We start from the raw sequence: 21,108 nt of genomic DNA, 5'->3' as shown, positions 1-21,108 counted from the left end.
CAGAAGACAAATCCGTTTTACTTGCGAGGGAGAGTGCAATGGCTGGACGGAAACTGACACCCGGTGAAACCGATCTGGCCAGAAGCATATATGGATCCCAGATCGACTATACGAAAGTACTGATCTTCGATGAAAAGTGGAAGTTTTTCATGCCATCAGATCGGGCACACGCACCCAATGGCAATATTTATTTCCCCGGCATAGGCGGCGCCAAATACTTTACAGACTTCTCAGCGGCGCCATTGGACAACAAATCAACCTTCATTCACGAAATGGGGCATGTTTGGCAGCATCAACGCGGATTGAACGTTATCGTCAGAGCGGCACTCAAGCGGAACTACGACTATTCAGAGGTTTTTAAGACCGGCGATTATTTCGCTCTGGGCATGGAACAGCAGGCGGAATTCCTGTCTGATTATTATCTCTTGAAGAACGGGGTGATGATGCCGGATAAACCGGACAAATCAGAATTCGAGAGGGTCATGCCTAAAGTTCTTGGCGGGACGACGGCGCCATAAGCCGACTGCAGCCGCACTTCCCGAAACCAATGAGTAAACAAGCGCGACAGAAAACAAAAAAGCCCGCAGAAGCGGGATTTTTGTAGATTTCCATGGATGCCTAGCGACATCAGGAAATTGGGAAATGGTGCCAGAAGAGGCATCTAATCCAATTGTTAAGTGATTGTCATGAAACGAAAATAAAATACAATCATTCCGATAATACCAACAAAAGTACCAACAAATTTTTTTATGACCAAATACTCAACCAAGAAATCCAACTTCAAAAGTGCATGATCCGGTGTCTACTCTTCGGCAGAAAAAAAGTCTTCATCGAGTCTTTTAAATTCCAATGTTCGATAAATGCGAACCCCCACATTGTGTTCGATCATCAAATCAATAAGCTGTTTTCCATCGATAAGGATAACGCTTTTCGAAATGCTTCGCGCATATGTTCTAGCACCTTCCGAAAATCTGGAGGTAGTGACAAACACACCTTTGGAAGCCTTGAAGCCTTCTAAACTACCTACGAAGGCGTTCACCGCTGGAGTATGGATAGCGTTTCCTCGTTGATAGCGCTTTGCTTGAATATAAATTCGGTCGAAACCTAGGCGATCCTCATTAATTACGCCGTCAACTCCACCATCGCCCGTTCGAACGAGCTTACGGGTGGCGTCCTGATAAGAACCTCCGTAACCCATTGCAATCAGCAAATCGACGATCAGATCTTCGAAAAAACTAGGGCTATTCGCAAGGATTCTCTCCAATAATTCTTCATGTAGAGTACTGAGAAGAGAACCGTATGCTGCCTCTATTTGATCATCAGGAGACTGGGGGGATGAATCATGCACCGAGAGCAATGCAAGATTTCTCCCCTTTTGGTCCAACGAATTTTTACTTGCAGCATAGAATTCTCGAAATGCCGGATACTTCTTTAACTGCTCGTTGTCGATTCGTGCAGGTTTGCTCTCCAGTAACAAACGGCCAGCGTTGGTTGCTATGAATTGACCTCTTTGCGGGGTGCTTAAAAGGCCAGCTTTCAATAGGTAGAATTTAGCCCAATGAAGACGATTAGCCAACATTCTCTGGCGACCGCTTGGCAGAAGCTGCTGGCGTTCGTCGGCATTTAGCCGAAACTCACCCGCCGCTAAATCCTCCAAGTCCGGCACACGTATTGCCTTATTTGCTGCCGCCTTTAGAACAGTGAGCATTAAACTCTGATAATCAGGGATTGTCATTTTGAGTCCACGTGATTGTTAAGTCAAATATCCCGGCAGTTTCGATTTCCATTCGCTCATCAACACCAAAGCACACTCCACCGTTTCGCCGTTTACCCCCGCAAGCTCCAAAGTGCCCGCCGGAACGGTTTTATCCCAAGCAAAGTTACCAGAAAGAAATTCCAGCAGATCACGCTTGTAGGCTGTATCGAGATTGTCGAGTTGATCGCCTTTCGTCTCCAGAACGGTGATTCGGTCGCCACCCTCGTTTCGCTGAACGGCAAAAATAAAATCCGGGTAAATCTTTGCCCGCCGCCAACCCTGCAAACCGTATTGCTTGCGTGCAACATTCCGGTGCCACCATTTCAAGGCGCCCTCGTTGTCGAGATAACCAGCTACGGCACGCTCATCAGTATTGAGTTCCGTTTCGTAAATCGGTGCAAAAAGGCTCTTTACTAGCGGCCCCCCAGATAGGCTCAATACTTGGCGTGAGCCTACCGTTTCAGTTGTTTCTACCACAAAGGGCAAACGCCAGTTCTTTCCATCTAGGCGCAATCGAAATTGCACTATGCCCTTTGCAACTGCATCTTTAAAAAGTGCCTCGGTTTTTTCGGCTCTTGCCACATCAAGACCACGGCGCAATTCATCTATGATCCGGCTGGAAAGCATACCGAATTTGGCGTCATCAAAACCTTTGATCTTAAGGCCGTTCAGCAGGTTTCCTACAATTTCACGCCCGACAAAAGGATTGGGAACAAGATCGGAAATCATGCGCACGGCGTAGGCCGGATCAAAGTGCATGGCCTCTTGCGCAACTGAGAGCGTTTCTGCTTCGAAATGTTCACGCGTGTTGGTAATGCTGATACGCTGCACTTGACGTTCTGCAGCTTGGACATTTGTGGGGATTGCATCGGTAATAAACGTTGGGTCGAAATCGCGCCAATCAATGGCCGCCATAATGTCAGTTTCATAATCGAGTTCGCGCGGACAACCATTTTCAATTATCATTACCTTTGGCAGGTATATTTCATGGGATGAAAATTCTGGGCGTCGGTTAATTGTTCGCAAGGTTTTCGCGCCAACTGGACTTTCCCCCTGCTGCACGGCGATAACCAGATCGCCCAGTCCGTCGCTTTCCAGCCCTTCCTTAATCTTGGTCACAACGTCACCAGTGCCCGCCTGATGCGTAATCACATAGCACTCATCGAGTGGATCAACGCCCGTTTTGAGTGCGCTCGGTTGGCGAAGAATACGGCCAACAAGCTGCGTCATTGCCCGTAAATTGGAATTCGCTGAAAGCGAACAGAGAATGTAAGCGAAGGGGCAATCCCAACCTTCCTGCAATGCCTGTTTCGTAATGATCGCTCTTACGCGATTGAATGGCGACAGCAGGTCCTGATTTTCAGGCGAATTCAGATCGTTGGTTTCCGCAGTTTTAATCGCAATTTCAGCCTCATCGAAGCCAGCAGTTAGAAGCCATTCTTTCACGTCTTCGGAATGAATAAATCCGGCACTACGCTGATCCTTGCCCGTACGCTCGACTTGTATGAGCATGATGGGTCGAATGTACCGGTTTGTCTGACCGCGAAATCTGTCTGCTTCCTGTTGAAGCGTAGTTAAACGTTCAATTGCAGCCGTAAGCGTAGCTTTCCAGTCCGTGCCTTGGCGCGCATCCAGATTAAGCGGCATCTTGATCATGCCCTCTTTATCGAGTTCGACGCCGGTTACTTCAACAAGGACATTCGAATAACGACCCGAATGTGGGTTTTTACCACCCTTCGGCTGAACGTCATGTGGTGTTGCGGTCAACTCCAATACAAAGCATGGATTGAAGTCATAAAGCGTCTTGAACGCCAGATCAGAAACGGCCTTATGACCTTCATCAAGCACAACGACCGGGCGAATGATGCGCAAGGCATTGCCTAATGAATCCTTGATCAACGGCCAAGCTACCGGATTGTCGGCCAGATCATAGAGCGTGAGATTTGGGATTGCGGCGCTCAACTCCGAATGCGCATTCTGGTCGCCTTGCGGTGGAGTAAAACCAGACACGTCTCCACGATCCTGAAACATCTTCAAAGTGTCTTTGGTTTCTCGGTTCGCCGACTGTAGCATCAGGAGCATGACGCATAACTGATCTTCCACATCGCGCGCGTCGAGCCGATCCGTCTTCTCCATGATTCGCACACGGCCCGCCGCTGTACGGTCCAACATCTGGCGATATGGGTCCTGCCGATCCTTTAGGCGTTTCAATGTTTGCGAATAGATCGCTTCATTGGGAACGATCCACAGCACAAAACCCGTGTTGCGATTGAGATAGCGCCCAAAAACCCGTGACAGACTGTTAATGGCTACATAGGTTTTACCGCCACCAGTGGGCACCTTCAGAACAGCGTTGGGTACTGGGCGGCCAATACCGTCCAAACGCTGCGAATGACCGATGTCCGAACGCGAAACTGGTAGCTTGTTAGATACTCGCAGATGTTCCCAAGCGTCTTTAGCAAAATCCGGAATCAGCGATTTCAAACGCGGATTTTTCTCAGCCAGTTTGGCAATTTCGTCTGCGTCTGCCTTTTGCGCAATCAATGCGTCAAGATATAACTCCAGCGCGTCAAGAACCTTTATCTGATAGGCAAGTTGGCGCATCAGGTTCGCTCGATCCTGTAGAGTGCAAAGGGTAAGGGTATAAACTCAACGCGCAGGCCTTCCTCCTTGAGCAGTTTATCCGAAACGAAACGTGATGCTGCGAATACAAGATGATCTTGATCGGGATGCGCCGCCGCGATCCTGCGCGCGAAGTTCAAGGTTAGAGCGGCATCCGGGCCCTTCAGCCACTCCAGATCAGCGCGGTAGATCAACCAGACATGCCGGTCGCCATTCAGACCGAGATAAAATTCGCTTTCGTTAAAGGTGCTGCCGTCGAGCGTGTGGTTGGTCGCTGTGTGATAAAGCACGCTGCCGAGCGCTTCATAGGATGGCAGGCTTTCTCCGGTCAGGATCGCATCAAGTTCAATAGGGTCGCCCAATGTGCAATAGGTGAAAGTGCCACCCAGACCGTCAGTACGCTCGGCATAAGATTTTTCACCAGTGACAACCAGCTCGCCTTCTTTGATTTCTTTTTTTATCTTGTCAAACTGGTGTCCATAGAGGTTCTCAATTCCCTGCACCCTGTCGACAAGGGAATTGGGCTGTTCAATTGTACGCCAGTTCAGATTTTCACGCAGAAGCTCAGTCTTTTGCGTGCCGGTGAAATCATAACCGTTAATGACGCGCCGAACGCGCTCCGCAGTCAATCGGTCGGCATAATCTTCCATCTCGACAAGAATGAATTTGCGATTACCGCCATCGCGCTTGTTCGCTTCCAGTACGGCATGAGCTGTAGCACCCGAACCCGCAAACGAATCTAATACCAGCGAATCTTTTTGTGTAGCTATTTGCAGAACACGGGTAATAAGGGTGACAGGTTTGGGCGTAATTGTGGCGTCCTGCCCATCTAGCTCAGGTAATAGTTCTCGTAGTCTCTTGCGTGCTTCATCCGTATGACCTGCAAAATTATGGGTCCACCATGTCCCCGGAACGGTGCCTCCGCCAGTTCTCAACATGTGCCGGAATCGTTTGAAAGCAGGAACCAAAGATTTGCCGTCTTTGCCCCACCAAACCAGATTATTATTGATATTCTCCTGATGGCGCTCTTTTGAGTATCGCCAGACGGCGTTGCGGTTGGGCCAAATCTCCTCTCCAGTATTTGGATTAACCACTGGGTAAAAAAGATTTGGCCTTTCGTCGGCATTTTTATTGCAAGTATAATTGTCTATTCTAAAGACGCCACGATCATCCGAATGACGGTACTGTATGTCATTGGACTGCGTCCTATCCAACAAATTCCGTTGCCATTCGTTCTTACAGTAGACGAATAGATTGTCATGCATAGGCGCAATGCCAGTTTGATCATTGGGGGTTGCGTATTTCTTATTCCAGACAATATTGGCAGCGAACCCTTCTTCTCCGAAAATCTCGTCCAGCATGAGTTTTGCTCGATGAGATTCATTGTCATCAAGCGTCATCCATAAACTGCCATCCTCAGCTAAGAGGTCATGTAATAGGCGCAGCCTTGGCCACATCATGGCGCACCATTTGTCATGGCGTAGACCGTCTTCTATTCCGATGGGATTGGCTGCCAGCCATTCCTTGATCATTGGTGCACTCACGTTGTCATTGTAGGCCCACCCTTCATTGCCCGTGTTGTAAGGCGGGTCGATGAAGATACAATCGACCTTTCCCGCGTAACGCGGAAGAAGGCTTTTCAATGCATGCAGATTGTCACCCTGAACAATAAGATTGCCCCCGAGATCAACTTCTCCAATGCCCTTTTCGGCATGAGGTACAAGTGGGCAAAACGGCACTGAAAGATGATGATTGTAGACAAACTCCTTGCCCTTGAATGTAAGTTCCGTCACTGCAATCTATCTCCCAATTCATTTTGGATAGAATCGAAAGACCTCGACGATAGCAAGCTGTTTTGAGTCTCAAATGGAGCCGCTCGAGGTTTTTACACTTTTAAGAAACGCCTCCAGACCAGCAATCGCCGCTGGGTCAAACGCAGGTGATGTCGTTTGCGTAGAATTGCCAAGCTTGTTGATGATTTCTGCCTGCCGGTGACTAGGCACTTCTCCATAGGAGCGGAAGGTTGTCAGCACATGCTCATGACCAAGGTTCTGGCTCCATGCTTTGAATTCTTCGGGGCTCCGGCACAACGTTTCACCCAAGCGCGCAAGCGTTGTGCGAAAAGAATGCGGGTTAAAGTATGGTAGCCCGGCTTGAGCGAAGGCTTGGCTGAAGATGCGTCTAATTGCGGACGCGTTCTTCCACGGCTTACGCTCAATTCCAAGTGGTGAGAATTGTCCATCTTGATCAAGTCCGATTCGTGTTTGGGGAAATAAAGGATCACCTGACCCAAAGAGGTGCTTGGTTTTGAGGGTGGCAATCCAGCCATGAACAATCATTTCCAAATCATCGCCAACTGGAAAAAACCATGTTGTGAACGTTTTACGGTTTTTCGTGCGCACGTCGCGGGCGTCTTGAAAGACCATGTGCTTTTCCAGATTCACATGGCGAAGCGACATCGAAGCAAGCGCATCGTCGCGCGCGCCAGTCAGGATCGCAAATGCAATCAGCGCCCGGTCGCGTTGTTCTATGATTGTTTCTGATTTCATATTCTTGATCACGTGCCTGATTTGGCCAAGGTCGGGTGCTGATTTTTCGCGTTTCGCTGTGGCAATACGGCTGTCGTTTGCGGAAGGGTTGAAATAGTCGGAATCGGAATAGCTGATCTTCGACTTATAGCCGGGTTGACCCGCAAGCCAGTGAAAGAATGCCTTCAGCGCCATGAGCCGGGAATGAATTGTGATCTTAGCCAAGGGCTTTCCATTATCTGGTTTGACGGCTTCATTCTGGAGCCGTTTAAAGCGTCTCGCCTGTTCGATATTGAAGGCAGAAAAATCTTTGTAGCCGGTGGATGCTTCAAACAGGGCAATCGCAGCGGCTGCCTGATCGGCGGAGGTTGGTGAAAGGCGTTTGGCCTCTTCCAACCAGAACAAATACTGGCGCTTGATTCGCTCATTTTTTGGATGGTGCTTTCGCATGGGTTTTCGTCTCCTGTTGCAACTGATCATTCAGGCAAGGTTAGGCGTGCTTGTTTATGCGTTCTTTGCCTTGCGTGATTGTCACCGCTAAAATGGCTTTCAGCTCATCGAGCTTCATCACTGAAACGCGCTTGTGCATGAGGGTTGAACACTCTTCGCAGATCGCCCGCATGTTCCCGCTGGTCGCGTTCAAGGGTAGGAACTCCACTTCGCCAAAGGCTGGTTGTCGTGGCACGCGGCAGGAAAAGCAGTAGCATTCGTTCAGCTTACATTTGCGCTTGGTGGCCTTCCGGGATTTGAGAAACTCGGAAAGGTCACCGCCCAATATCAACGCGGGTTTGCGCTCCTGAAGGGCGGGGAGGCCGTTTTTGATCCAGCGCCGGATACTTCCTTCCGCGACACCAAGCACGCGCGCGGCTTCATCCACCGTGTAGTTTCTGTGCAGCCTAAGTGCCCGGCCATGCGCGCGGCGCGCCATTCACCGTACCCCGCTTTCGATCAGCGAACGAATGTCATCTACGCGCCATGCTGTAATGCGTGGACCAAGTTTTATAGGTTTAGGGAAGCGGCCATCCTTGATCCCTGCCCACCATGTGGATTTGCTAACGGGAATCGGGCCATGCGGCGCGATGATTGCAGAAAGTCTTACGAAGCCTGTTGTAGGGAAATCTAAGTTGTTCGGCACGGTGCCACCTCGTTCTGTTAAACATGAGGTGGTTTTAGGATGACCGATAGTGTCTTAGGCCGAATTCGGTTTCCATCAAACCGAATTCGGTTTTGTTATTAGAGTTCGCCGCCACGCAAAAGCACTTTGGCTTCGCTTAGATATTTTCGAATTGTGTCTTCATCCAGTGACATATCCAACTGGCGGAGATCACTGGCTATGTTGGACGTAGCAGCATTCTTGGCCATCATTGGTTTGAAATGATACTTTTTTATAGCCATCCCAATGATCAGTTTCAAAAGGCTTTCACGTTCGCGAATACTCAGAGATTTTTCTTTGCTTTGGCCATGACCCGTTTCAATTTCTGCGATGCGGGCCATCAATCGCTGGACATGCTCTTCTCTGTCCGCAATTGTGTCGTCTTTTATGGCCATCAGGTCCTTATAACGTTCGATCAACCGGCTTTGCTCTTCTCGCGTTTTTGCAATGTAGGCGGAATGTTCATGCAAACTGGACATATGAGAATCGTGCTTCTCGACTAATTGGTTTTGCATGGCTTCATTCAATTTCTTTTGGCCATCGTAAAGGGTCTTCCAATCCGCAATTTGGATACCCAGGACTTGGATCGAATCAACCAATTCAGTTGGAAATTCGAAACCCATACGCTCGGCCCAAGCAAGAAAATTTGACGGGATTGTCTGTTCCCACAACTGCCCCATCGTCTTTGCGCGTATGGCGATTTCACGCTTTGCAGAGAATTGTGCGGCAAATGGGGAAATGGAAGTCAACGATTGGATATGTTTCCAACTGGCATAGTTTGGGTCTCGGCCTAGAGAAAGTGCAACAGCCTCGTCAATACTCCAATAGGCCATCTTGGCCCAATGTTCGAAGTTTGCCTTTGCGTGATGCTGATTGAACGAGCGTGCTTGCTCTTCTTTATTTGCCTTTTCTTTGGCAATCTCTTCGTAACGAGTACGCGTCTTGAGTATAAGCTGGTTGAGCTCATTCGGAGAAAGGGCTTCGAGCTCATCTTTATAATGTTGGACGTTCTTTTGACTTTCAGAAGAGCTGATACCATCATCGGTAAATCGAGATGGAAACGCCGTGTCTTCCAATTGGGCTGTTGGGAAGCGTGCGCGTAGGAGATACTCAATAGGGTGTGACTGCCAGAACGGAACAAGTTTCGCCAATGCTAAACTCCATCTGAAATAGAATCACGATCACTATGGCTGTCAAACATTGTGAAGCTAATTGATTGTTATTTCCATGTCTAAGAGTTCTGGTTAGATTTCATAGCGACTATTTCGTTCGACCACCATTCTGCCATTTTTACGCGTTCGTCCCAATAGAGCGCACGATGATAGGCCTTACGAACTTCGTCAGCGCCGACATGAGCGAGTTCTGCTTCAATAGCATCAGCCGACCATTTGCCGCTCTCATTTAGGAGCGATGAAGCACTCGCTCGAAAGCCGTGGGATGTGGCCTCGCTGTGTGAAAAGCCTAAGCGCCGTAATGCGCCGTTGAGTGTATTTTCACTCATGGGGCGGAAGCGAGATGTAATAGCCGGGAACACCAGTGTTCCGTTACCGGTCAGCTTGTGCAAGTCCCGCAGAATCACGATGGCCCGTGACGAAAGAGGCTTGCGGTGTTCACGGCGCATTTTCATTCTCGCGCCGGGGATCGACCAAACAGCCCCATCCAGATCAAACTCTTTCCACTCAGCTTGGCGAAGTTCACCCGGTCGCGGATACAGAAGGGCCATTAATTGTAGTGCGCTTCTCGTTTCTGGCATGCCGTCATAACACCAGATGGCGCGAAGCAAACCACTGTAGGCCTTTTTAGTTGTAAGCGCTGCGCGATGGGTGACGACGGGTGTTGTCAAAGCACCTCTCAAGCCGAATGTCGGGTCGTTTTCGGCTCGCGTTGTAGCGATAGCATAGCGAAAAACCTGCCCGATGGTTGAACGCATCCGCCGGGCTGTTTCATAGTTGCCCTTACTCTCAACTTTTCTGAGCGATGCTAGAATTTCAGTCGCGGTTATCTCAGAAATGGGACGAGCTCCAAGGTCAGGACGGGCTAGATCAATAAGCCACCGTTTCTTAATCATGGTAGCAGTCGCTTTGCCTTCACGCTCGACCTTGATGAGGAACTCGTCGGCAATGCCACCAAAGGTTTCAGCCCGAGCCATCTGCTTGTTAATCCGCTCCAGCTTTGTTTGGTGTGCTGGGTCGAGGCCGTTGGCGAGCAACTTCTTGGCATCATCACGCTTTCGCCGTGCATCTTGAAGTGACACCGCTGGATAGCTGCCCAGCGCCAATGTCATCTGTTTGCCCGTGAAGCGATATGCGAGACGCCAAAGCTTTGAACCTTTGACTGTGAGAAGCAAATGCAACCCAGCGCCATCACTGTGTTTTTGCGGGGTCGCGCCCGGCCTCAACGCCTTAATGAAAGTATCTGTAAGTGCCATTTGTTGGTATCCAACTTCGGTCAGATGTTGGTCTTTCTAAGAGTACCAACAGATGTACCAACAAAATAGTCGGATGCAATAGGATGGTATTGGACGCCAGAAAACAAAAAAGCCCGGAAAACCGGGCCTTTTTTCTGTTTTCAGTACCGTACTGGACGGTGTGAAATGGGAATTTGGTGCCCAGAAGAGGACTCGAACCTCCACGCCTTGCGGCACACGGACCTGAACCGTGCGCGTCTACCAATTCCGCCATCTGGGCAGCGGGGTCTCATGTAAGGGGCGGGCGGAACTCTGTCAATCCATTTGTCGGGTATTTGTCATGCTATTATCATTTGCCTACGAATGTTCTGGCAAAGACTACCTGACAATACCGAAAAGATCAGCACAAACAACAAACCCGCACCGGTGTTCCAGCGCGGGTTTGTCTTAAAAAGATGGAAAGCGGTCGACCTCAAGCGGTCAGGATTTCCTTTGAAGCAACGGTCGAATCGGCATTCAGCTTGTAAATGACAGGAACGCCGGTTGCCAGTTCCTGCGCGATGATCTCTTCGCTGGTCAGACCGTCCAGCGCCATGATGAGCGCGCGCAGCGAATTGCCGTGGGCAGCCACCAGAACGGTCTCACCGCGCAGCACATGCGGCTGGACCTCATGCAGGTAGTAAGGCCAGACACGGGCGCCGGTATCGCGCAGGCTCTCGCCGCCGGGCGGTGGAACGTCATAGGACCGGCGCCAGATATGCACCTGATCCTCGCCCCACTTGGCGCGGGCATCGTCTTTGTTGAGGCCGGAAAGATCGCCATAATCGCGTTCGTTCAAAGCCTGATCACGGATCGTCTGAAGGGCTGGCTGACCAACCTCGTCAAGAATGTGCTGCAGCGTTACCTGAGCGCGCGACAGCACAGATGTGTAGGCGATGTCGAAATGCAGACCCTTGGCCTTCAGGCGCTGACCGGCGGCCTTGGCTTCACTGTGGCCAAGCTCGGTCAGTCCCGGATCACGCCAGCCGGTAAACAGATTCTTCAAATTCCATTCGCTCTGGCCATGACGGACAAGGACGAGGGTTCCGGACATTGCAATACTCCTGTTGGACGGGAAATCGGTTCGGGATATCAGGTGTTGAGGCCAAGCACATCGAGCATCGAATAGAGGCCCGGCTTGCGGCCCTTGCCCCACAGCGCCGCCTTGACGGCACCGCGTGCAAATATCGTGCGGTCTTCCGCATGGTGGGAGAGGGTGATGCGCTCGCCCGGTCCCGCCAGAATAACCGAATGGTCACCGACAACCGAGCCGCCGCGCAAGGATGCGAAGCCGATAGTGCCCTCTTCGCGCGGGCCGGTATGCCCGTCGCGCACGCGCACACTGTGATCGGCCAGCGAAATGTTGCGCCCTGCTACAGCGGCCTCGCCGAGCAGCAATGCGGTGCCTGATGGCGCATCGACCTTGTGCTTGTGATGCATTTCAAGAATTTCGATATCAAAATCGTCGGACCCAAGCGCTTTTGCAGCCTGCTTAACCAGCACGCCGAGAAGATTGACGCCAAGGCTCATATTGCCTGACTTGATGACAGCCGCGTGGCGCGCGGCAGCGCGGATTTTTGCATCATCTTCCGGCGAGCAGCCGGTTGTACCGATCACATGCACGATACGCGCCTGTGCGGCGAGTTCGGCAAAGGCAACCGTTGCCGCAGGCGCTGTAAAATCAAGGACGCCTTCGACGCCGACGAAGACGGAGAGCGCGTCATCGGTCACGGGAATGCCGAGATGGCCGACACCGGCGAGTTCGCCAGCGTCCTGACCGATATGGGGAGAGCCCGGACGCTCGATAGCCCCCGCAAGAACAGCACCGTCAATGGCTTGAATCGCACGGATCAAGGTTTGCCCCATGCGGCCGCCGGCACCGACAACGGCAAGCTTCATTGCGGATGTCTCACTCATTCAGCTGTTCCTGTTACTGGGGTTGCCCGCTCTTTGCTGTCATCAATGATGGGCGACTCTTCCTTGCCTTGCAACTGATAGAAACGTGCATAGATGCCGTTGGGCACGCCAAGCAAGGTCTCGTGCACGCCTTCCTCGACAACGCGTCCGGCCTCCATAACGACGATATGATCCGCATTGACGATGGTCGACAGGCGATGCGCGATGACAATGGTCGTGCGCCCCTGCATCACATGTTCAAGTGCCTGCTGAACGCGCTTTTCCGATTCATTGTCGAGGGCCGAGGTGGCTTCATCAAGCAAAAGAATGGGAGCATTGCGGACCATGGCGCGGGCGATAGAAAGACGCTGGCGCTGGCCGCCGGAAAGGGTCACACCATTCTCGCCGATCTCCGTGCCGTAGCTTTGTGGCTGCTGGCGGATGAACTCATCGGCATTGGCAAATTTCGCCGCTTCGATCACCTCTTCATCGGTCGCATCAGGGCGGCCATAGCGGATATTGTCGGCTATGGTTCCTTCAAACAGATAGGGGTGCTGCGAGACGTAGGCGATGGACTGACGCAGAGACTTCTTGCTGACATAGGCAATGTCCTGCCCATCGATTAAAATGCGGCCGCTATCAATATCATAGAAGCGCTGGATGAGACCGATCAGCGTCGATTTGCCTGCGCCGGATGCACCTATGATAGCTGTTGTCTTGCCCGCTCCAGCGGTGAAACTGATACCGTGCAGCACCGGCACGCCATTGCCATAGCTGAAGCGGACACTTTCAAACTGAACCTCGCCGGTTGGCACTGTAATTGGCACAGCGCCGATGCTGTCAGCTTGCCGCGGTTCAATATCGAGAATCTCATAGAGCATGCGGGCGTTGACCAATGAGCGCTCAAGCCCCACTTGCACACGCGCCAATCGACGAATGGGATCATAGGCCAGAAAAGCGGAGATGATGAATGCAAACATTGAGCCGGGAGGCTGCGCATGGAAAACCGCATTGTAACCCGTATAGCCAATCACGGATGCAATGGCGATGCCAGCGATCAGCTCGGTCAGCGGGGTGATACGCTCTGATACCCGTGCAATTTTATTGGCGCGCTCTTCGGCGCGATCGATCAACAAGCTGATCTTCTCGCGCAGTTGATCTTCCATAGTGAAGGCTTTGACGATGGCAATACCTTGCGATGCCTCTTGCATTGCACCCAGCAGATGCGAATTGAGGGTTACAGATTCGCGATGGATGCTGCGCAAGCGCTTGGAAAGGTAACGCACGGCAAGAACGATCGGCAACCCTACGAGCAGTCCAAAAAGTGAAAGCATAGGGTCAAGATAGATCAGGTTGCCTATCAGGGCGAGCAACAGGGGGATGTCTTTGCCAACGGTGGTGGCTACGATATCGAGGAGATCTCTTACGCCGCTAACGTTTTGATTGATGCGGGCCGCAAGTTGACCTGAGCGATTATCATAATAGAAATCGAGGCCCAATTTCATCAGGTGATCAAAGATTTTGCGCTGATATCGCGCAACAATGCTGTTGCCGATCTTGGCCATCATCACGGATTGCACATAACTCGCAATACCACGCACAACAAAGGCGACAAAAACGCCGAGACTGATCCAAAAGATGAGACCCGCATCTCTCTCATAGAAAATCTTGTTGGTGATGTCTTTGAAAACAAGCCCAAGATAAGACGTCGTTGCGACAGTTGCCAGCATTGCGGGAATAGCAATGGCGTAAGACGACCGCTGGTCATAAAGATTCTCGTTCAAGACCCTGCCAATGACGCGCCGTGCCTCATTTAGATCGATCTTTTTCTTCCTGGTCTCACTACTCATGGTAGATGATAACTCGCTTATAAACGGCAGTAGATGAGACGAGGCTCACCTGTTGATTGCTGTCCCTATAGCGTTATTGGTCCGGCTTGCCTATCGGTTTTGACCATCATCATAAACGCGACACGGCGAGTGTTGCCCTCATGCCTACGCACAAAGTCTAATCTTTGCGCCAGCGGCGGCCCTCGGTTGCTATGCCAAACCGGCTCGGCGTGCGCGAAAACGCCGACAACCCACTGAGCGCCGCGAGAGGATGGGTAATGATGTAGACAGGTGTCTCGCTTAAGATCTGGCGGTGTGGCGCCTTGTCTTCAAAGGCCTCGCGGAACGCCGGATCTTTGAGTGGCGCGACGATCTTCTGGACAATACCACCCGCAAGATAAACACCACCGCGCGCCATGAATGTCAGTGCGAAATCACCGGCAAGACGGCCAAGATAGGTCACGAACAGCGACAGGGTTTCCTTGGCTTCTGCTGATTCACCGGAAAGGCCCGCAGCTGTGATATCGGCAGGCGTCTGCAGTTTGGCTTCGGTGCCAGAGACCTTGCAAATGGCACGATAAATATTCTGCAGACCGCGCCCACACAAAAGCTGTTCGCCGGAAATGCGCCCTTCAATGTGCTCAATATGCGGGAAGAGTTCGAGGTCGCGCGCCGTGCGCGGACCCATATCCACATGACCACCTTCGCCGGGAACGGGAACCCAGCTGTTGCGCGAGCGAACCATGCCCGCAACGCCAAGCCCGGTGCCGGGTCCAAGAACCGCGCGGCTGCCATGGGGATCACCAGCGCCACCACCAAGTTTTTCCAGATGCTTTGGCTCAAGCGAGACCACGGCAAGCGCCTGCGCTTCGAAATCATTGAGAACAGTAATGTCGGAAAGACCAAGCGTTTCCATCATCTTGCGGGGTTTGACGACCCAGGCGCAATTGGTCAGATCAATCTCATCACCTTCAACAGGTCCGGCAATGGCAAGCACCGCGGAGCGCGGTTGAATGGATGTATGATCGAGAATGCCGGTCTGGATCGCCTCGTCGATGGTTTCGAAATCTGCCGTCTGGATGATGGGAAACTCTTTCGGTTCCGCATAGGCATCGACAAGAATGGCGAAACGCGCATTGGTGCCACCGATATCACCCACCAGAATCGGGAATTTCATGATGCAATCGGTGTCTGCTGAAGTAACCATAAATTCCGTCCCCAATCTCAATCGTGCTGCGCCATGCTTAACCATCAATCAGCGCGCAGCAAACCCTTCTTTTGTACAAGAACCTCGGCGGTGGCCCGGTTCAAGGCCATAGGAATGTCATAGACAATGCCAAGCCGCATCAGCGCCTTCACATCCACATCATGCGGCATAGGCGACAGCGGATCGACAAAGAAAATCAGCCCGTCAATCAGTCCCTCGGCGATCAGTGCGCCAATCTGCTGGTCACCGCCAAGCGGGCCGCTTTTGACGCGGGTGATTTGCAGTGACGGACAGGCGTCCTTGATCAAACCACCAGTTGTACCTGTTGCCACAATGGTGCAGGGCGCAAGCTGTGCCTCATAGGCGCGCGCGAAAGCCACCATGTCATCCTTTTTCTGGTCATGGGCGATCAGCGCGAGGCGGAAAGGCTGCTTCATGAAGGAACTGCTTTGGACCTTGGTCTTAAATCGATTGAAACCCTATACTCAATTCGTGCTCGCCTGAAAAGACCGAAGGCAAAAAAGACCTGAAACGGTGCTGCCTTGCCACTTTAAGTGGTAGAGCAGCACCCTTTGAGACACCCAATGGTTTAGTTTGTCTTCACGCGCGCCTTCGGCCGGGGAACCGCGACGGGTTCATCCGGCACAACAGCCGGGACATCGCTGTCGGAATTGGCCTTTGCACCCAGACCATAGGTAACCTGATCCTTGGATTGCGGGCCGGGTGCATCAAGTATCTGCGCACAAAGCTTCGGCAGGTCTGACAGCATCATCACCTTCGGCTTGACCGGTTTGGTTGATGGAGGCGCCTTGCGCCATGGCTCATCAGTGAACCACCAGGCCAGCGACTTGTCACAACCATCGGATGTGCCGATTGGTTCTTGCGGCTTGCAGTTGGGTGAGCCGGGCTGGCATTTGATGCGAACGTGGAAGTGATAGAAGTGGCCCCAGTAGGGGCGGATTTTTGCCATCCAGCTGCGGTCGCCCTGCACTGTCTCGCAGAGTTTTTTCTTGATGCCGGGATGAACGAAGATACGCTCTACCTCGGCATAGCTTGCGGCACGCTTCAAAAGAGCCGCATGTGCAGGCGTCCACTTGTCCGGGTCGACATAAAGTGTGTCGCCTTTCAGCATGGACTTGGCTTCGACTTTTTCACGCTGATCATTGTTGAAGCGGGCTTTGGGCATGGGGGTAAGCCAGATATCGGCATCAAGACCAACCTGATGCGAGGCGTGACCCGTCAGCATCGGGCCGCCGCGCGGCTGCGAAATATCCCCGACCAGCAGTCCCGACCAGCCATCCTTGGCTGCGGCATCGCGGGACAATCGTTCCAGGAGGGCAATCATACGGGGATGACCCCAATTGCGATTGCGCGATAGCCGCATCACCTGCCAGGTTGGACCGTCAACGGGCAGGGCGACACCACCGGCAAGACAACCCTTGGCGTAAAAACCTGTTGATTGCGGTGAACCAAGCGATGGCAGCGCGACGCCGCCAAACAGCTGTTTGGCCGGTCCGTCCTCGGCAAATACATTCGCCACTCCGGAAAAAGACAGGAGCGCTGTGAGTGCAAGACGCATCAGAGTTTTTGATTTCATGGCCACTGTCCACCAGCTGGGGGCGATTCCCGTGAGTTAGCATCGGGATTCCGGGCTTTATGATGGCCAGATTCGCGTGAAAGTCGCAATATGCTACCGAGATATAGCCCTCATCCTGATTCGCCCTCATTTGGTTCGAACGAAAGCGCATCCCATGAAAGCAGTTGTCTTCGAACAATTTGGCCAGGCCCCGTCGATACAGAATGTGGCCGATCCGGCACCGGCACCGACGGGTGTGGTTATCAAGGTCGAGGCAACGGGCCTATGCCGCAGTGATTGGCATGGCTGGATGGGCCATGATCCCGATATCCAGCTGCCGCATGTGCCCGGACATGAGCTTGCCGGAACAATTCAGGCGATTGGCAGGCATGTCACGCAGTGGAAAATCGGCGACCGGGTCACTGTGCCCTTCGTTGGCGGGTGCGGCCATTGTTTCGAGTGCAATTCCGGCAATCATCAGGTCTGCGAGCATCAGTTCCAGCCGGGCTTCACCGCGTGGGGCTCTTTTGCCGAATATGTCGCGGTGGATTTCGCCGATACAAATCTGGTTGGTTTGCCCGAAACACTGGATTTTGCCACAGCCGCCAGCCTTGGCTGCCGGTTCGTCACGTCATTCCGGGCCGTGGTCGACCAAGCCAAGGTAAAGCCCGGCGAGTGGGTTGCGGTGCATGGTTGCGGCGGTGTTGGTCTATCAGCGATCATGATCGCGACAGCCATGGGTGCGAACGTCATCGCAGTGGATTTGACGGAAGAAAAACTCGCCTTTGCACGGGAGTTAGGTGCCGTAGCAACGGTCAATGGCTCGGAGCAGAAAGATATCGTCGGTGCCGTCAAGGAGATCACCAAAGGTGGGGCCCATGTGTCAATTGATGCACTGGGGCATCCCTCAACGTGCTTCAATTCCATCGCCAATCTGCGTCGCCGCGGCCGGCATGTGCAGGTCGGGCTGATGTTGGGTGATCATGCCCGCGCGCCCATTCCGATGGACAAGGTTATTGCCTACGAGCTGGAAATTCTCGGCAGCCATGGCATGCAGGCTTTTCGTTACAAGGCGCTGATGGACATGCTTGAGCACGGCAAGCTCGCCCCGCAAAAGCTTATCGGCAAACGCATTGCCCTTGATGAAGCGCCTGCGGCGTTGATGGGCATGGACCGGTTTGAGGGTACCGGCATCAGCGTTGTCACAAGTTTTTAACGCCAGCTTCCGTCGCGCCACATCATTGAAAAAGCTGTTCCGTAATCGGGATAGCGAAAGGCAAAGCCAAGCTTCTTGAGGCGTGCATTGGAAACGCGCTTGTTCTCACCGTAGAACGAGCGCGCCATGGGCGTAAGTTCTGCCGTTTCAAACTGGGATTCAGCCGGCGCTTCAACACCCATCAACTCCGCCGCATAGGCAACGACATCCTGCGGGGGTGCTGGCTCGTCATCGGTCACATTGAATACACCGGCTTCGTTGCGCTCTGCCAGAAAGCGCAGGGCTCCGGCAATATCGTCGACATGAATGCGGTTGAATACCTGCCCCGCCTTGTTCAGGCGGCGTGCAGTGCCATTGGCAAGATTGACGAATGCATTGCGGCCCGGCCCATAAATGCCACCGAGCCTGAGGACTGCCAGTGGCACCTTGTGTGCATCGGCCAGTTTCTGCCAGTCCTGCTCGGCATCGACCCGCTCGACCGAACGTGCAGAAACGGGATGGCACGGCGTGGTTTCATCAACCCAAGCGCCACCATAATCACCATAAACGCCGACGGTGGAAAGATAACCGATCCATTTCAGTTTCGGCATGGCGGAGCGGATTGTGTCGCCGAACTGTGCGTAAACGGGATCACCAGTCTGTCCGGGCGAGGTCGAGATGACGATGTGGGTCACGTCCTCAAGCGCACTGACGATCTCCTGTGATGCATGGGTGCCCTGAAACAGGAACGGTGTAATACCTTCCCGTTTGAGCGCCGCAAATTTGTCGCTGTCACGCGTGGTTCCGCCAATGAAGTCTGCTTTATCGGCCATCATCCGGGCAAAAGCGCGGGCTGAATAACCGGCCCCGAAGAGAAAAATCCGCATCATTGTTTCTTTCCTGCATTGCGCCATTCAGTCAGTACATCAGCATCAGTTTCCTGTGCAGCATAGCGTATTTGCAGAGTAGCAAAATGCTGAGCATCGACAAGCTCCCCCAACGCCCAGATGGCGGCGCCGCGCACCACCGGTGCAGGATCGTCGAGATGCCGTTCGACGAGCGCGCTCAAATCCGCTTGTCCTGAATTTCCACAGGCGATCAGCACGTTGCGCATAAAGCGGTCTCTGCCGATGCGCTTGATTGGCGAACCGGAGAAGAGGGCGCGAAAGGCACTATCATCAAGCGTCAGAAATGTGGCTAGGTCAGGCGCTTTCAGATCATCCCGCGCCTGCAGTTTTGCTTCCCGCGCAGTCTCGGCAAATTTGTTCCATGGACAGATCGCAAGGCAGTCGTCGCATCCATAGATGCGGTTGCCCATGGCCTTGCGGAATTCCAGGGCGATTGGCTCCTTGTGTTCGATGGTCAGGTACGAAATGCAACGCCGCGCATCAAGCTGATAGGGTGCCGGGAAGGCATTCGTCGGGCAGGCATCCAGACAGGCCCGGCAGGAGCCGCAATGATCGGCCTCTCGCGTGTCAGCTTCGAGTTCTGCTGTGGTAAAAATCGTGCCGAGAAACAGCCATGAACCGTGAGTGCGGCTGACGAGATTGGTGTGCTTGCCCTGCCAGCCCAAGCCCGCAGCTTCCGCAAGCGGCTTTTCCATCACGGGCGCTGTATCGACAAACACTTTGACACTCTCGCCCGCCATACGAGATGCGAGGCGGCTGGCGACGCCTTTCAGCTTGCCCTTGATAATATCGTGGTAATCGCGGTTCTGCGCATAGACTGAGATCGCCGCCTTGTCTTTCTTGCTGAGGATTTCAAGCGGGTTGCTATCCGGACCGTAATTCATCGCCAGAACAATGACCGAGCGCACATCCGGCCACAGATTTTCGGGGCTGGCGCGGCGTTCCGCCGTTTCCGCCATCCACGCCATGGAGGCGTGGCGGCCTTTTTCCAGATAGTGGCGTAACCGTTCCTCGGCCAATGGAATGGCATCGGGCCGTGTGATCGCAACAAGATCAAAGCCCGCTGCCTTGGCCTCCTCAACTATGAATTGTTTCAGCCCCTGTGGCTGCGCTTTTGGCCCTGAACGTGTCGCGGCTTTTGCATCCGCGGGCAGCATCAGAAATCCAGATCGCCATAATGCGATGATGGCGGCAGGCCGCGTACGCGGTCAGTCAGCAATGGCCGGAATGAGGGGCGCGATTTCATCCGCGTGTACCAATCCCGCGCGGCCTTGTATTCAGCCCATTTTATTTCGCCGAGATAATCAAGGATGGAGATGGAGGCTGCGGCTGCCATATCCGCATAGCTTGGTGTCGGCCCCGCCAGCCAATTCCGCGTGGCGGTCAGCCAGTCGATATATTTCATATGCTGGGTAATGTTTGCCCGTGCGGCACGAATGGCGGTGGAATCCGGTGCACCGCCACCCTGTTCGGCTGTCATATGCAGCTTGAAAATGCGCTCACGCGCCATGTGGCGGGTGACTTCATTCTCAAACTTGATCAGAAACCAGTCCACCAGACGGCGTACTTCCGCGCGGTTCAGCGAATCTTCTGGAAACAGGCGGCGGCTGCGTTTCAACGCGCCGCGCGTTTCGTCAATATATTCTGAAATCACGGTTGCGCCGGCAACGGGAACGTCGCCTTCCGCCAGAAGAACAGGCAGCGTTCCAGCAGGGTTGAGCGCCAGAAACTCCTTGCGCCTCGACCAGCTGTTTTCCTCGATCAGCTCAACTTCAATATCATATTCGTTGAGGATAAGCCGGGCATAGCGCGAACCGGTGGACATCGGATGATGAAAAAGCGTCAACATGGCAGGTGTTTCATAAATCTTTCGAACTGGCATTTTAACAATGGGCAGCGTATTGCTCGTCTGCCTTGAGTCTATGCCAAACCTATAGGCGTAACCGCGGCACGAGACAAGCAAACAGCGCGTGATCATCCGGACCGGGATCA

Annotated in this window: 19 protein-coding genes and 1 tRNA gene; 2 read left to right on the top strand and 18 right to left on the bottom strand. The window is 52.9% G+C overall.

The window, feature by feature from the left end:
- Positions 1–38 precede the first annotated feature (38 nt).
- Positions 39–518: a hypothetical protein gene (locus BLU05_RS08540; protein WP_091879239.1), complete on the top strand. Its 480-nt coding sequence runs from the start codon at positions 39–41 to the stop codon at positions 516–518.
- A 284-nt stretch (positions 519–802) separates the two neighbouring features.
- Here the strand turns inward: BLU05_RS08540 and BLU05_RS08535 are convergent, their stop codons facing one another.
- From BLU05_RS08535 to mepA, 15 genes are all read right to left on the bottom strand, one after another.
- Positions 803–1,735, bottom strand: a complete 933-nt coding sequence (locus BLU05_RS08535; RefSeq protein WP_091879237.1) for a restriction endonuclease — start codon at positions 1,733–1,735, stop codon at positions 803–805.
- Between the two features lie 18 nt (positions 1,736–1,753).
- On the bottom strand, positions 1,754–4,360 hold the full coding sequence (locus tag BLU05_RS08530; protein WP_091879236.1) for a DEAD/DEAH box helicase: 2,607 nt from the start codon (positions 4,358–4,360) through the stop codon (positions 1,754–1,756).
- Entirely contained in the window at positions 4,360–6,171 is a 1,812-nt protein-coding gene (locus BLU05_RS08525) for a site-specific DNA-methyltransferase (protein ID WP_091879234.1), read from the bottom strand. Before BLU05_RS08525 ends, BLU05_RS08530 begins: the two co-directional genes overlap by 1 nt.
- A gap of 69 nt (positions 6,172–6,240) precedes the next feature.
- Positions 6,241–7,356, bottom strand: coding sequence for a tyrosine-type recombinase/integrase (locus BLU05_RS08520; protein WP_091879232.1), 1,116 nt, complete (start codon positions 7,354–7,356; stop codon positions 6,241–6,243).
- 40 nt (positions 7,357–7,396) lie between these two features.
- Complete coding sequence (locus BLU05_RS08515; RefSeq protein ID WP_091879231.1) at positions 7,397–7,834, bottom strand: helix-turn-helix domain-containing protein; 438 nt, start codon at positions 7,832–7,834, stop codon at positions 7,397–7,399.
- Positions 7,835–8,041, bottom strand: a complete 207-nt coding sequence (locus tag BLU05_RS08510) for a helix-turn-helix transcriptional regulator (protein WP_091879229.1) — start codon at positions 8,039–8,041, stop codon at positions 7,835–7,837.
- Between the two features lie 98 nt (positions 8,042–8,139).
- On the bottom strand, positions 8,140–9,210 hold the full coding sequence (locus BLU05_RS08505; RefSeq protein ID WP_091879228.1) for a hypothetical protein: 1,071 nt from the start codon (positions 9,208–9,210) through the stop codon (positions 8,140–8,142).
- Positions 9,211–9,290: 80 nt separating this feature from the next.
- Positions 9,291–10,487: a tyrosine-type recombinase/integrase gene (locus BLU05_RS08500; RefSeq protein WP_091879226.1), complete on the bottom strand. Its 1,197-nt coding sequence runs from the start codon at positions 10,485–10,487 to the stop codon at positions 9,291–9,293.
- A 174-nt stretch (positions 10,488–10,661) separates the two neighbouring features.
- Positions 10,662–10,746, bottom strand: a tRNA-Leu gene (locus BLU05_RS08495).
- A gap of 192 nt (positions 10,747–10,938) precedes the next feature.
- The gene (locus tag BLU05_RS08490) at positions 10,939–11,559 is read right to left on the bottom strand and encodes a 2,3-bisphosphoglycerate-dependent phosphoglycerate mutase (protein WP_091879225.1); all 621 of its coding nucleotides are present in this window, start codon (positions 11,557–11,559) and stop codon (positions 10,939–10,941) included.
- Positions 11,560–11,597: 38 nt separating this feature from the next.
- Positions 11,598–12,422, bottom strand: a complete 825-nt coding sequence (dapB, locus tag BLU05_RS08485; RefSeq protein ID WP_091879223.1) for a 4-hydroxy-tetrahydrodipicolinate reductase — start codon at positions 12,420–12,422, stop codon at positions 11,598–11,600.
- Complete coding sequence (locus BLU05_RS08480) at positions 12,419–14,251, bottom strand: ABC transporter ATP-binding protein (protein ID WP_091879221.1); 1,833 nt, start codon at positions 14,249–14,251, stop codon at positions 12,419–12,421. Before BLU05_RS08480 ends, dapB begins: the two co-directional genes overlap by 4 nt.
- 157 nt (positions 14,252–14,408) lie before the next feature.
- Complete coding sequence (locus BLU05_RS08475; protein ID WP_091879220.1) at positions 14,409–15,437, bottom strand: glucokinase; 1,029 nt, start codon at positions 15,435–15,437, stop codon at positions 14,409–14,411.
- Between the two features lie 44 nt (positions 15,438–15,481).
- Positions 15,482–15,874, bottom strand: a complete 393-nt coding sequence (locus BLU05_RS08470; protein WP_091879218.1) for a methylglyoxal synthase — start codon at positions 15,872–15,874, stop codon at positions 15,482–15,484.
- A gap of 152 nt (positions 15,875–16,026) precedes the next feature.
- Positions 16,027–17,016, bottom strand: coding sequence for a penicillin-insensitive murein endopeptidase (gene mepA / locus BLU05_RS08465; protein ID WP_244518300.1), 990 nt, complete (start codon positions 17,014–17,016; stop codon positions 16,027–16,029).
- Between the two features lie 172 nt (positions 17,017–17,188).
- On the opposite strand from mepA, the gene BLU05_RS08460 reads away from it, so the two are divergent.
- Positions 17,189–18,229, top strand: a complete 1,041-nt coding sequence (locus BLU05_RS08460; RefSeq protein WP_091879215.1) for a zinc-dependent alcohol dehydrogenase family protein — start codon at positions 17,189–17,191, stop codon at positions 18,227–18,229.
- Here the strand turns inward: BLU05_RS08460 and BLU05_RS08455 are convergent.
- The 3 genes from BLU05_RS08455 to BLU05_RS08445 are packed head-to-tail and all read right to left on the bottom strand — an operon-like array spanning position 18,226 to position 20,965.
- A complete protein-coding gene (locus tag BLU05_RS08455; RefSeq protein WP_091880182.1) occupies positions 18,226–19,095 on the bottom strand; it encodes an SDR family oxidoreductase in 870 nt (289 codons plus the stop codon). The genes BLU05_RS08460 and BLU05_RS08455 overlap by 4 nt on opposite strands.
- Positions 19,095–20,273 (bottom strand): tRNA epoxyqueuosine(34) reductase QueG, encoded by a 1,179-nt coding sequence (gene queG / locus BLU05_RS08450; protein ID WP_091879214.1) that lies wholly within the window; start codon positions 20,271–20,273, stop codon positions 19,095–19,097. The genes BLU05_RS08455 and queG overlap by 1 nt, the downstream gene beginning before the upstream one ends.
- Positions 20,273–20,965: a glutathione S-transferase family protein gene (locus tag BLU05_RS08445; protein WP_091879212.1), complete on the bottom strand. Its 693-nt coding sequence runs from the start codon at positions 20,963–20,965 to the stop codon at positions 20,273–20,275. The genes queG and BLU05_RS08445 overlap by 1 nt, the downstream gene beginning before the upstream one ends.
- Positions 20,966–21,108 lie beyond the last annotated feature (143 nt).

Source organism: Phyllobacterium sp. OV277 (assembly GCF_900104355.1).
Lineage (GTDB): Bacteria > Pseudomonadota > Alphaproteobacteria > Rhizobiales > Rhizobiaceae > Phyllobacterium.
This window is presented reverse-complemented; position numbering and strand designations above follow the sequence as displayed.